This is a genomic window from Haloplanus salinarum, assembly GCF_009762275.1.
Classification (GTDB): domain Archaea; phylum Halobacteriota; class Halobacteria; order Halobacteriales; family Haloferacaceae; genus Haloplanus; species Haloplanus salinarum.
The window spans coordinates 2,748,756-2,760,056 of sequence record NZ_CP034345.1 but is presented as its reverse complement, the minus strand read 5'-3'; the positions used below and the strand labels follow the sequence as shown (position 1 = coordinate 2,760,056).

Here is an 11,301-nt window from a genome sequence, read left to right as displayed (position 1 = left end):
AGGTTATCATCGAATCCATTGATTAGATGTGTCTAATTCTATAGTTGGCCCACTCGTATTTGTAGGTTGTGGTGCCAGCCCCCTGGTGGGACGCCTCGCGGCTCCGCTCCGGCGCGTCGGCGGCGGCTCCCGGCGTTCCGTCGCCGTTCGCGAGGGTTAGTCGTCGAACGCGTCTGCGAGCGTCTCGTGGACCCCGACGACCATCGTCGGCACGATCAGCATGAACAGGTGTTCCTCCAGCGGGATGCCGAGCAGATCGATCCCCGTCCGCATCGGGATGGCGAAGACGCCGACGGTGAGGGTGTACCAGTCCCAGACGTAGGCGACGGGGTAGAGCACGGCGACGGTCCGCGCGGCGGCACGGACCGCGTCGGCGCGAACCACCAGCGCGACGGCGACGACCCCCCACAGCACCTCCGTCGCGAGGTAGGTGTAGGGGCCGAGCGCCGTGACGTCGGGCCCCGCGAGGCCGGCGAGGGGACGGAGCCAGACGGCGACGACGAGGAGGGCGAAAAAGAGGTAGGAGGCCCGCACGAGCAGCATGGTCGCGGTTTCGGGGTCGGCCCGGCGGGCGAACAGCGCGACGGCGACGAAGGGGACGACGGCGAACGCGGAGCCACGCGGGACGACGCCGGTCGCCGAGAGCGCGAGGACGGCGACCATCCCCGCACCCATGAGCGTGCCGGCGACGGTCCGCGCCCCGTCGCGGCCGAGGACGACCGCCACGGTTCGCTTGTCGACCGAGCGGTCGTAGTCGTAGTCGGTCGCGTCGTCGACGACCTTGATCCCGGCGAGGACGACGACGAAGACGGCGGCGAAGGCGACGACGGCCGTCGAGAGGGTGCGGGTCTGGACGTAGTACCCGCCGAGGAGGGCGAAGCCGATGCCGACCGGGTAGCCGAGGGTCGCACCGAGGGGGCTGGTGTCGAGTTGCGGCGCGTGGAGGACGGCGACCAGCCACCCGGGCAGGGCGAGGGCGGCGGCGACGGGGTCGACGCGGACGACGAGGGCGGCGACGCCGGCGAAGAAGGCGGCGCTCGACCCGAGGATCGCGAGGTGACAGCCGCGTCGGGTCAGCGGGTGGTCGTCGTCCTCGCCGCGGCGGTGGAAGTCGACGAGGCCGTCCTTGACGTGGGCGGTGTAGAGCGCGGTGAAGGCGACGGCGAGGTGGAGGAGGGCGAGTCGGGGGAGTTCGAATCCACCGAAGACGGCGCCGAACCCGGAGGCGGCGAGCGGCGGGGCCATGAACACGGGGTGGACCTGCGAGGCGACGGCGCCGACGGCCGCTCGCGGGCCGGAACCGTGTCGGGCGATGGACATGATACGCTCGTACGTACCACACCCACATATACTGCCGGCCGCGACGTTTTACGTGACAGCGGCGACGACGTCCGGGCGTGGCCGGAACCCCCCATCACGCGCTCGGCGATCCGCTCCTGACGGGAGCGGTCGCGACGGCGGTGGCCACCGTCGTCACCGGCGTGGCCTGCCGGTCGCGTCGGGCGGACGCCCGGGCGGCCGCGCTCCGCGGCGGGGTAGCGTACGGGGTCGGGTTCCTGCTCCTGTGGGCGGGGGTCCGCCTCCTGTTCTGGCGGTTCGCGGTCGACCCGCGCGACTCGCCGCTCGTCGCGGTCCTGATCGTCGGGGGCGCGACGCTCGCGCTCGCGGTCCAGGGTGGCCTGCCCCTGTTTCTCCACGCGAGCCGGGGGTTGTGGACGCCCGTCGCCTGGCTGTTCGGGGCGAGCTGGGTCTGTGCGTACACCTTCCTGCGGGTCGGGGGCGAGGCCGGGGCCTTCTTCCTGCTCGCGCTCTGGACGCTCGCCGTCGTTCCGGGCGCGCTTTTGGGCCTCGCGGCCCTCTGTGGCCTGGAACTCGGCGGCCGACGGGTCCGACGGGGCGGGTGGCCGTGGTCGTGAGCGGTGACGAGGAGCGCACCGCTTATGCCGACCGGCGAGCACCGACCGTTCATGACGACCGCACGGGAACGGCAGGGGCCGCTCGACGGGCTACGGGTGGTCGACTGCTCGGGCATGATCGCCGGCGGGTTCGCCACGACACAGCTCGCGGACTTCGGCGCCGACGTCATCAAGGTGGAACATCCGGAAGGGAACGATCCGCTTCGGGAGTGGCCACCTTACGACGAGGGCGTGTCGCTCTGGTGGAAGTCGATCGGCCGGAACAAACGCTGCGTGACGCTGGATCTGAGCACCGCCGAGGGGAGCGCCCTCCTGCTCGACTTGCTCGCCGACGCCGACGTGCTCTTCGAGAACTTCCGGCCGGGGACGATGGAGAAGTGGGGGCTCGGTCCCGAGCGACTGCACGAGGAGAACCCGGGACTGATCGTCGTCCGGCAGTCGGGGTACGGACAGACGGGACCGAAGTCGGACAAGCCCGGGTTCGGGACCGTCGCCGAGGGCATCTCGAACTGGGCGCACGTCAACGGCTTCCCGGACAGCAAGCCACTCTTGCCGCCGATCAGTCTCGCGGACCTCACCGCCGCGAACTGCGCCGTCCAAGGCGTCATGTTCGCGGTCTTCGAGCGTGACGTGGGTCGATCGGGGGGTAGCGGCGAGGGGCAGGTAATCGACATGAGCCTCTACGAGCCCCTCTTCAGGCTCTTCCTCTCGGAGGTGGAGGCGTACGACCGGCTGGGCGAGGTCCGGGAACGGATCGGGAACCACCACGAGAGCGCGGCGCCGCGAAACGTCTACGAGACGGCCGACGGCTACATGACCCTCTCGGCGTCGGCGCAGTCCATCTTCGAGAACGTTGCCGCGGCCATCGACCGGCCGGACCTCGTCGACGACCCGCGCTTTGCCGACAACGAGGCCCGCGTCGAGCACGCGGACGAACTCGACGAGGTGATCGAGTCCTGGACCCGGGAGCGCTCGACCGAGGCGGCCATCGCGGAGATGGAGGCCGCGGACGCCATCGTGGGGCCCGTCTACGACATGGCCGACATCTTCGAGGACGAGCAGTACGGGGCTAGGGGGAACATCGTGGAGGTCGAGGACGAGGATCTGGGATCGCTGAAGACCGCGGCACCCGTCCCGCGGTTCACCCGGACGCCCGGCACGGTCGAACACGCCGGACCGAGACACGGGCAGCACAACGACGAGGTGTACCTGTCCGAACTCGGGCTCGACGAGTCGGAGTACGACCGCCTCCGCGACGCGGGCGTGATCTGATGCCGGTCTCGCTCCGCGACGTGACGATCAGGGAGGGCGCACAGATGCCCGGCCGGGAGTACGCCGTCGACGACCGGGTGACCGCCGGGCGGGCGCTCGACCGGCTGGGCGTCGACGCCGTCCAGGCCGGCTTCCCCGCCGTCGGCGAGACGGATCGGGCGGCGATCCGCCGACTCGCCGCCGCGGGCGACGTGACGGCCGACGTCGTCGGTATCGCCCGCGCGAGGGTCGCCGACGTCGAGGCCGCCCTCGACGCCGAGGCCGACGTGATCGAGGTGTTCGTCCCCACGTCCGAACGTCAACTCGAACACGTCCTCGGGACGTCCCGCGCCGAGGCGATGGAGATGGCGAGCGAGGCGCTCGACCGGGCCCGCGAGGGCGGGGCCGCGGTCCACCTCACGCTCGTCGACGGCTTCCGGACCGATCCCGAACACCTCGCGGCGACCGTCGACGCCGTCCCGTCGGTGCCGACGGTCACCGTCGCGGACACGGTGGGCGCGCGGACGCCGGACCGGGTGCGGGCGGTGGTGACCGACCTCCTGGACCGCGGGGTCGACGGGGACCGTCTGGGCGTCCACTTCCACGACGACCTCGGGGTGGCGACGGCGAACACGCTCGCGGCCATCGGCGCGGGCGCGACGACGGCCGACGTGAGCGTCGCGTCGCTGGGCGAGCGGGCGGGCAACGCGGCGCTCGAACAGGTGGTTATCGCCGACGAGGTGGACGGCACCGGCGACTGTGCGGCCGCCGTCGACGGGGCCGAACTCGTCCCCGCGTGCGAGGCGGTGCTCGACGCGCTCGGCGAGTCGGTCGACCCGCGGACGCCCGTCCTCGGCGCGGACGTGACGACCCACGAGTCGGGCATCCACACGGCGGCGATGCTGCGGGATCCGGGGACCTTCGAGCCGTTCGATCCCGCCGACTTCGGCGGCGAGCGTCGCCTCGTCTTCGGCCCGGGGAGCGGCCGCGGGAGCGCCCGCGCGCTCTTAACGGAGGCGGGGATCGATCCGACCGACGAGCGGGTCGAGCGGCTGCTCGGCCTACTGGCCGACGGCGGGCCGATGAACGCCGACGCGGCCGCGACGCTCGTCGCGGAGGCGTTCGATCCGTGACGTGACGTGTGAGCGCGGCTCACGGAACGGATTTAGGACGCCGGACCCTTTCGAGTCCATGAACTACGATACCGCCCTCGACCGGGCCTACGACACGTTGCCGGAGCGGACACGCGAGGCGGGCGACCGCCTACAGGTGCCGGATCCGGAGGGCCAGACCGACGGCGCCTTCACCCGGCTGACGAACCTCGGCGACATCGCGGCGGCGCTGGGTCGCGAGCCGGAACACCTCCACCGCTCGATCCAGCGCGAACTCGGGACCAACGGTCAGTTCGACGGCGACCGGGCGCGGTACAACGGCTCCTTCACCGTCGACGACTTCGACGCCGCCGTCGACGCCTACGTCACCGAGTACGTCACCTGCTCGGAGTGTGGCCTGCCGGACACCAACCTCGTCCGCGAGGACGGCGTCGACATGCTCCGCTGTACGGCCTGTGGGGCGTTCCGACCGGTCGCCAAGCGGCCGAAACAGAGCGCCGACGCGGGTCAGCCGACCCTGGAGGAAGGGAAAACCTACCAGCTCCAGATCACGGGCACGGGCCGGAAGGGCGACGGCGTGGCCGAACGCGGCAAGTACACCATCTTCGTCCCCGGCGCCCAGGAGGGACAGGTCGTCGAGGCGTACATCGACAACATCAGCGGGACGCTCGCGTTCGCGCAGCTGGCCTGACGTTCACACGAATCGAAACGCATAGCCCGGCGGCCGGCGTCGTCGGCCCATGCGACTGGCACGCATCTCCACCCCGCACGGTACGCTCACCGGCGAGTACGTGGACGGCGTCGTCCACGCCGACGGCGACAGCTACGCCGTCGGCGAGGACGCACACCTGATGGCGCCCTGTGACCCGACGGCCGTCTTCTGTACCGGCCGGAACTTCGGAGCGAAGATCGACCAGATGGGCGAGGGCGACCGGCCGGATCGCCCGGACTGGTTCGTCAAGCCGCCCCACGCGCTCCACCCGCCGGAGCAGCCGATCGAGTATCCCGACTGGGTGGACTCGTTCACCTACGCGGGCGAGTTGGCGGCCGTGATCGACGAGCGGTGTCACGACCTCTCGGTCGGCGACGTCGACGACGCCCTGCGGGGGTATACGATCCTGAACGACCTCGACGCCTACGAGCAGGACCGGCGGACGGCCCGGAAGGCGTTCGACGGGTCGGCACCGCTCGGGCCGTGGATCGAGACCGACGTCGACCTCGACGGGATGGCGATGGAGACGGTCATCTCGGGGGAGCGACGGCAGTCGGCGACGACCGACGAGATGCTCTTCTCGCCGCCGGAGATCATCGCCTTCCTCTCGGAGCGGTACACGTTCCGCCCGGGCGACGTCATCTCCTTCGGCAGTCCCGCCAACCCGGGGCTGATCGAGCGTGGCGACACGGTCGAGATCACCTACGAGGGCGTCGGGACGCTGCGAAACACGGTCGCGTAGGCCGTAACGCCTTTCGCCGCCGGGGACGCCGGAGGCACATGGCCGAACGTCTCGACCTATCGGACGGGTTCGACGTCCACGACTACCGGTCGCGGCTGAAACTCCACACCCAGGACGGATCGTCGATGTACCTCGAAAACCGGGAGGGGCTCGGCTGTCCCGCCTGTGGCCGCGCGTTCGACCGCCTGTTCGTCTCCGAGGACGACCGGGTCACCTTCGGCAACCCGCCGGACGCGCCGTTCTGTCTCGCGCGGACGCCCGAGAAGCTGTTGCTGTTGACTCACTAGCCGGGACGGAACCGAAAAGCGTGAAGGGGTACGGCCTGAATCGGTCGAACGATGTACGAGGATGTTCTGGTCCCGACGGACGGGAGCGAGTCGATGGACGCGGTGGTCGAACACGCCGCCGACATCGCGGCACGACGAGACGCGACGGTCCACGTGCTGTACGTGATCGACGACCGCTCGTTCCTGACGCTACAGGACGGGATGAAGTCGGACGTCGAGGACGAACTCCGGGCCGAGGGCGAGACGGCGACCACGTCGGTCACGGACCGACTGGAGCGCGACGGCCTCGCGGTCCGGACGGAGATCAGGAAGGGCAACCCCGCCGACGAGGTGCTCGCCTACGCCGACGAGGCGGGGATCGACCTCGTCGTGATGGGGACCCACGGGGCCGACTACCAGCGGAACATGCTCGGCAGCGTCTCACAGAAGGTCGTGACGATGTCCGACGTGCCGGTGCTCACCGTCAACATCGGCGAGCGGACCTAGTCCTCGGGCTCGAAGTCGAGCGCGACGGAGTTGATGCAGTAGCGCTTCCCGGTGGGGTCGGGGCCGTCCTCGAAGACGTGGCCGAGGTGGCCGCCACAGGTGGCACACAGCACCTCGGTCCGCCGCATCCCGTGCCGGGTGTCCGTCTCCAGCTCCACGCCGCCGGCGGCGGCGTCACCAGACGTTGTCTGGTTGCCCGTCGAGCCGTGATCGACGGCGTCACCAGACGTTGTCTGGTTGCCCGTCGAGCCGTGATCGACGGCGTCACCAGACGTTGTCTGGTTGCCCGTCGAATCGCGTTCGACGGCGTCGTAGAAGCTCGGCCAGCCGGTGCCGGAGCCGAACTTGGTGTCCGAATCGAAGAGGGTGGCGCCACAGCCCGCACAGGCGTAGACGCCGTCCGCCTTGCGGTCGAGGTGGTCGCCGCTGAACTTGGGTTCGGTTCCACGCTCGCGCAGGACGTGGTATTCGTCCTCGTCGAGGCGCTCGCGCCACTCTTCGTCGGACAGATCGGTCGCGTCATCGGTCATGGAACCCGCTAGGGGAGCCAGACACATAGCCTCGGCGCCCCCGGACGTAGCGATCAGGCCCCGCCCCGGGTCGGGACGCCCTCGACGTCGAGCAGGTCGGTCAGCCCGCCGAGTTCGTAGGTCGGCTCGGCCGACAGATCGTACGACTCGCGGTGGGGGCGGCGGACGAAGGCGGCGTCGAGGCCGGCGGCCCGCGCCGCGAGCACGTCGGACTCGCTGTCGCCGACGAACAGGGCCGTCTCGACGTCGAGGTCGGCGAGCGCTCGACGGAGGTAGTAGGGTTCGGGCTTCTTGCGGTCCAGACTGCGGACCGTCGGGGCGCGTCCGTAGGCCGTCTCGAAGAGGTCGCGCGTGGCGAAGAAGTCGTGCATGAACTCGACGGTATCCTGCTGGTTCGAGCTGACGATACCGCGGGGGGCGTCGATGGCGCGGACGGCATCGAAGTCGTCGTAGAGCGTCGCCCGGCCGTCGCGGAGCGCCGCCCGCTGGGCGTGCGAGGAGTGGTAGTCGCGGGCGCGCCAGAACCGCTCGGGGTCGAGGTCGTACTGCTCGCACACCGTCGCGAGGAGGTCGGGCGTGACGCCGACCGCGAGTCGGTCGACGTCGTCGGGGTCGGGGTCGGGGACGCCGAGGGCGTCGAAGGCCTCCCACGTGGCCCGCCGGAGGACCGAACGACCGATCGGTTCCACGAGGACGCCGTCGTTGTCGAACAGGACCGCCTCGTAACCCATACGACGACGTAGGGGCCGGCGACGAAAAACGTTTCACCGGCGGCGTGCCGCGGGGTTTAATCCGTTCGCCCACGATGTCCGCGTCGATGGTCGACAACCGCGTCGGACGGCGGACGCTCCTCGGCGTCGGCGTCGGGCTCCTGTCGTCGCTCGCCGGCTGCTCGGGGTTGTTCATCGAACCGGAGCCGACGACGACGACCACGCCCGACGGCACACGGACCCGGACGGGGACGCCGACGCCGACGCCCACGGCCGCCGACACGGCCGGGTCGACGGCGAGGGCCACGTCGACCGCCGCCCCCCTGCCGAACGACATCATCGAGGTGCGGAACCACACGCTCGCCGTCCGACGGAGTCCGCTGGAGACGGTCGCGTTCGTCGACTACCGGTTCGACGTGGAGAACGTCGGCGGCCGAACGATCAGGGACGTCGAGTTCCGGGTCGACGTCCGGTACGAACACGAGGACGTCTCCCGGATCGTCGCCACGGACGTCCACCGGTTCGTGTTCGATCCGCGGGCGGAGACCGACGACGAGGGGGACGTCGGCCTCCAGGTCGACGAAACCCGCCGGATCCGCGAGACGGTCCGGTTCGAACGCGACGGGCGGGACGAGGACTGGATGGACACCGAGCGGTACGACCTCGAACTCGCGGTCCGCCGGATTCGGTACCGCTGAGTGACCTCCAGAAGATACTTACTGTGGAATGTGATACCTTTTCACGATGGGGAGGGAGTCACGACGACGACGGGCGATCCGGCGAGCAGTCGTCGGACTCGTCGTCTGTAGCCTCCTGTTCACCGCGGGCGTCGGGAGCGGCGGCGCGGCCGCACAGGGCGCCGACGGCCCCGTCTTCGCCGACGCGGTGACGACGGAACCGCGTGGCGACGTGGCTCGACTCTCGATGCGGATCGGTGACCACGACCGGGTGACGCTGATGGTGCGCGCCCCCGACGGGGCGTACGACACGCGGGTCCGCGCCACCGACGCGGACGGCGACGGGCGGGTGACGGTGTCGCTCAACACGTTCCGGGCCGGCTGGACGGCGGACGAGTCGGCCGCGTACGCCGTCGGCTCCGAGGACCGCCTCACGTCGGTCAGACGCCGCACCGACCGCCTCGACGGGCCGTTGCCCTCGGGCCGGTACAACCTCGTCGCGGTCGCGGGGACCGACAGCACGTCCGCGACGCTGGTCGTGGAGCCGAACGGGGTCGGATCGGCGACGGCGGCGACCGTGCCGCGGGACCGACTCGACGGCGACGCCGCCACCGTTCCCGGGACGGAACGGGTCGAGACGGGGCGTGTCGCGGTCGGCGATCACGCCGTCGTCGCGATCAACGCCAGCGGCCTCGGTGGCGTCCTGGCGTCGACCCGACCACCCGGGCGGAACCTCGTCTATCCGACCGACAGCACGCCGGGCGCGTCGACGACCCACACCGTCGGGATCGACGCCGACCGGTCGGTCGACCCGGAGACGGTCACCGTCGAGTACGCGACCGGCGCACCGCGGGGGTTCGATCACGTCGGGACCGACCACATCCGTCACCTCGGGATCGACGTGGACGGCGACGGCATCGTCGAGAGGGACCTCGAGTCCGCCGTCACGGCGGTCGAGACGACCGACAACGCCCTGCGGATCGACCTGGCGACCGACGCCACCCTCGCCGCGAACGAGACGCTGCTCGTGCAGTACCGGGCGACGAACCCGTCGGGGGCGGGGCCCCACGAGGTCCGCGCCTCGGTCGACGGGACCGTCGAGCGCGAGGGGCAGGTGGTGTACGGTGTCGCGGGTCGCGGCACGCTGGGATACGGGGTCGACCTCGGCCTGACCGCCGCGGGCGACCGGACGGTCGTCGATCCGCTCGCCGCCGTCGACTACCACTACGCGGACGGTCGCCTGTACGCGCTCGTGAACACGTCGACGCTCTCGGTGGGCGAGCGGTACGGCGTCGGCCTGATCCGGTGGGGTGTGAGTCCGCTGGCCACGGAGACGGGGGCGGCCGCGGCGAGCGTCGAACTCACGGAACGGCGGGCGACGGTCGTGACGCCGAGCGCCGACGACCCCCCCATCGCGGGCGGCGAGACGGTCGTCCGCGCCGAGACGACGCTCGCACCCACCACCGAGGTGGTCGTCGAGGTGGCCGGGACGGGGCCGGACGCGTTCCTGTTCCAGCGGCCCACGCGCGTCGGCCCCGACCGACGCCTCGCGGCGACGTTCGAGTTACCGCCGACCGCCGAGGGACGGCCGATCACGATCCGAATCGTCGACGACGGGCGGGTCGTGGGCGAGCGGCGGGCGACCGCCGAGGCGAATCGTTAAGTCGATCGGTTCCCGACACCCGCTATCCCGGCACCAGCCGGCATCGTATCCATGCTCCCTCTCGCCGGCGTCGCGTTCGGCATCGCACTCCTCCTCGGCACGGGCGCGTACGCCGTGGCCAGGGTCGACGCCGTCGACGGTCGGCGAGCGCTCGTCGGCGGCGTCGCCCTGCTGGCCGTGGGCGGTGCGCTCGCGGTGGCGGTGCCCGCCGCCCCCGGCGCCGGCGCCGGCACCGCGGACGGGACGGACGCGAGCGCGAACGCGAGCGGGGATCCGTTGACGACCGTCGAGGGACGGACGGCGGACCCGCTGACGGCGACGGGGAGCGTGAACGCGACGGCGACAGCCACCGTCGTCGCCGCCGCGTCGGGCGACCGGATCACCTACCGCACGGCGTCCGGAAGTCGCCGGACGGTTCGCCTCGCCGGCGTCGACGCACCGGGGGTCGGGGGCGACGCTCCCGAGCGGTTCGACGGCGTCGTGACCGGAAGTCGGGGCCGGACGTGTCTCGCCGACCACGGGCGGCGGGCGCTGGTGTCGTTGCGGACGCTCGTGGGCGAGTCGGTGACCGTCGAGGCCGTCACGGACCGGCCGGCCGGCCCCGTCGCGGTCCTACACGCGGACGGGCGATCGATCAACCGCCGGGTCGTCGAGCGCGGTCACGGACGGGCGACCGACGACCGGTACGCCGACGCGGAGGAGGCCGCACGGAGCGCGAAGCGGGGTCTCTGGTCGTGTGGCGTCGTCACCAACGACCGCCCGCTCCGAGGACCCAACGCCACGGGGGTTCGGATCGCCGCGGTGCGCCCGAACCCGCCCGGCGACGACGCCGACTCGCTGGCCGAGGAGTACGTCGTCGTCGAGAACGCCGGTCGGACGACGGTCGATCTCTCGGACTGGCACCTCGCCGACGACGACGGCAACCGGTATTTCTTCTTCGACGGCCGGGAACTCCGCCCGGGCGAGCGGCTGGTGCTCCACGTCGGCGCCGGACGGAACCGGGAGGGCCACCTGTACTGGGACGCCACGACCCCGGTGCTCGACAACGACCACGAGTCGCTGCGGCTCGTCGATGGCGACACTGACCGAGTGGTCAAATTCTCCTACTGAGCGAACTGCGACGAGCGGCGCTCTCCGTCGTCTCAAACGCTGAAAAACCCTGCTTCCGTTTAACTACGTTTTCGTTTTATTCTGGTAATCGTCATCGTTATCATC

General features: G+C 71.1%; 13 protein-coding genes. 10 read left to right on the top strand and 3 right to left on the bottom strand.

Annotated elements, in window-relative coordinates; all coding sequences use genetic code 11:
- Window positions 1–156 precede the first annotated feature (156 nt).
- Window positions 157–1,320 carry a lycopene cyclase domain-containing protein gene (locus tag EI982_RS15610; protein ID WP_157690566.1) on the bottom strand — a complete coding sequence of 388 codons (1,164 nt, stop codon included), beginning with the start codon at window positions 1,318–1,320 and terminating at the stop codon, window positions 157–159.
- Between the two features lie 77 nt (window positions 1,321–1,397).
- On the opposite strand from EI982_RS15610, the gene EI982_RS15605 reads away from it, so the two are divergent.
- From EI982_RS15605 to EI982_RS15575, 7 genes are read left to right on the top strand one after another with little or no spacing between them, the layout of a single operon-like run.
- The gene (locus EI982_RS15605) at window positions 1,398–1,916 is read left to right on the top strand and encodes a hypothetical protein (protein ID WP_157690565.1); all 519 of its coding nucleotides are present in this window, start codon (window positions 1,398–1,400) and stop codon (window positions 1,914–1,916) included.
- Between the two features lie 51 nt (window positions 1,917–1,967).
- Window positions 1,968–3,188 (top strand): CaiB/BaiF CoA transferase family protein, encoded by a 1,221-nt coding sequence (locus EI982_RS15600; protein ID WP_157690564.1) that lies wholly within the window; start codon window positions 1,968–1,970, stop codon window positions 3,186–3,188.
- Window positions 3,188–4,300: a LeuA family protein gene (locus EI982_RS15595; protein ID WP_157690563.1), complete on the top strand. Its 1,113-nt coding sequence runs from the start codon at window positions 3,188–3,190 to the stop codon at window positions 4,298–4,300. The genes EI982_RS15600 and EI982_RS15595 overlap by 1 nt, the downstream gene beginning before the upstream one ends.
- A 58-nt stretch (window positions 4,301–4,358) precedes the next feature.
- Window positions 4,359–4,970 carry a translation initiation factor IF-2 subunit beta gene (locus EI982_RS15590; protein ID WP_157690562.1) on the top strand — a complete coding sequence of 204 codons (612 nt, stop codon included), beginning with the start codon at window positions 4,359–4,361 and terminating at the stop codon, window positions 4,968–4,970.
- A 49-nt stretch (window positions 4,971–5,019) separates the two neighbouring features.
- Window positions 5,020–5,733 (top strand): fumarylacetoacetate hydrolase family protein, encoded by a 714-nt coding sequence (locus tag EI982_RS15585; RefSeq protein WP_157690561.1) that lies wholly within the window; start codon window positions 5,020–5,022, stop codon window positions 5,731–5,733.
- Window positions 5,734–5,771: 38 nt separating this feature from the next.
- Complete coding sequence (locus EI982_RS15580; RefSeq protein ID WP_157690560.1) at window positions 5,772–6,020, top strand: DUF7385 family protein; 249 nt, start codon at window positions 5,772–5,774, stop codon at window positions 6,018–6,020.
- Between the two features lie 51 nt (window positions 6,021–6,071).
- The gene (locus tag EI982_RS15575) at window positions 6,072–6,506 is read left to right on the top strand and encodes a universal stress protein (RefSeq protein WP_157690559.1); all 435 of its coding nucleotides are present in this window, start codon (window positions 6,072–6,074) and stop codon (window positions 6,504–6,506) included.
- On the opposite strand, the gene msrB is transcribed toward EI982_RS15575, so the two are convergent.
- Window positions 6,503–7,036 carry a peptide-methionine (R)-S-oxide reductase gene (gene msrB / locus EI982_RS18815; protein ID WP_157690558.1) on the bottom strand — a complete coding sequence of 178 codons (534 nt, stop codon included), beginning with the start codon at window positions 7,034–7,036 and terminating at the stop codon, window positions 6,503–6,505. The genes EI982_RS15575 and msrB overlap by 4 nt on opposite strands.
- Window positions 7,037–7,089: 53 nt before the next feature.
- Window positions 7,090–7,767: an HAD family hydrolase gene (locus EI982_RS15565; protein WP_157690557.1), complete on the bottom strand. Its 678-nt coding sequence runs from the start codon at window positions 7,765–7,767 to the stop codon at window positions 7,090–7,092.
- An 86-nt stretch (window positions 7,768–7,853) separates the two neighbouring features.
- Between EI982_RS15565 and EI982_RS15560 the strand changes: the two genes are divergently transcribed.
- From EI982_RS15560 to EI982_RS15550, 3 genes are read left to right on the top strand one after another with little or no spacing between them, the layout of a single operon-like run.
- A complete protein-coding gene (locus tag EI982_RS15560; RefSeq protein WP_157690556.1) occupies window positions 7,854–8,444 on the top strand; it encodes a hypothetical protein in 591 nt (196 codons plus the stop codon).
- 46 nt (window positions 8,445–8,490) lie between these two features.
- Window positions 8,491–10,086 carry a DUF7827 domain-containing protein gene (locus EI982_RS15555; RefSeq protein WP_157690555.1) on the top strand — a complete coding sequence of 532 codons (1,596 nt, stop codon included), beginning with the start codon at window positions 8,491–8,493 and terminating at the stop codon, window positions 10,084–10,086.
- A 51-nt stretch (window positions 10,087–10,137) separates the two neighbouring features.
- Window positions 10,138–11,196 carry a lamin tail domain-containing protein gene (locus EI982_RS15550; protein WP_157690554.1) on the top strand — a complete coding sequence of 353 codons (1,059 nt, stop codon included), beginning with the start codon at window positions 10,138–10,140 and terminating at the stop codon, window positions 11,194–11,196.
- Window positions 11,197–11,301 lie beyond the last annotated feature (105 nt).

Coding starts and splice junctions, on each gene's coding strand:
- EI982_RS15610 (WP_157690566.1), bottom strand. CDS start 1,320: ATGTCCATCGCCCGACACGGTTCCGGCCCGCGAGCGGCCGTCGGCGCC.
- EI982_RS15600 (WP_157690564.1), top strand. CDS start 1,968: ATGACGACCGCACGGGAACGGCAGGGGCCGCTCGACGGGCTACGGGTG.
- EI982_RS15595 (WP_157690563.1), top strand. CDS start 3,188: ATGCCGGTCTCGCTCCGCGACGTGACGATCAGGGAGGGCGCACAGATG.
- EI982_RS15590 (WP_157690562.1), top strand. CDS start 4,359: ATGAACTACGATACCGCCCTCGACCGGGCCTACGACACGTTGCCGGAG.
- EI982_RS15585 (WP_157690561.1), top strand. CDS start 5,020: ATGCGACTGGCACGCATCTCCACCCCGCACGGTACGCTCACCGGCGAG.
- EI982_RS15580 (WP_157690560.1), top strand. CDS start 5,772: ATGGCCGAACGTCTCGACCTATCGGACGGGTTCGACGTCCACGACTAC.
- EI982_RS15575 (WP_157690559.1), top strand. CDS start 6,072: ATGTACGAGGATGTTCTGGTCCCGACGGACGGGAGCGAGTCGATGGAC.
- msrB (WP_157690558.1), bottom strand. CDS start 7,036: ATGACCGATGACGCGACCGATCTGTCCGACGAAGAGTGGCGCGAGCGC.
- EI982_RS15565 (WP_157690557.1), bottom strand. CDS start 7,767: ATGGGTTACGAGGCGGTCCTGTTCGACAACGACGGCGTCCTCGTGGAA.
- EI982_RS15560 (WP_157690556.1), top strand. CDS start 7,854: ATGGTCGACAACCGCGTCGGACGGCGGACGCTCCTCGGCGTCGGCGTC.
- EI982_RS15555 (WP_157690555.1), top strand. CDS start 8,491: ATGGGGAGGGAGTCACGACGACGACGGGCGATCCGGCGAGCAGTCGTC.
- EI982_RS15550 (WP_157690554.1), top strand. CDS start 10,138: ATGCTCCCTCTCGCCGGCGTCGCGTTCGGCATCGCACTCCTCCTCGGC.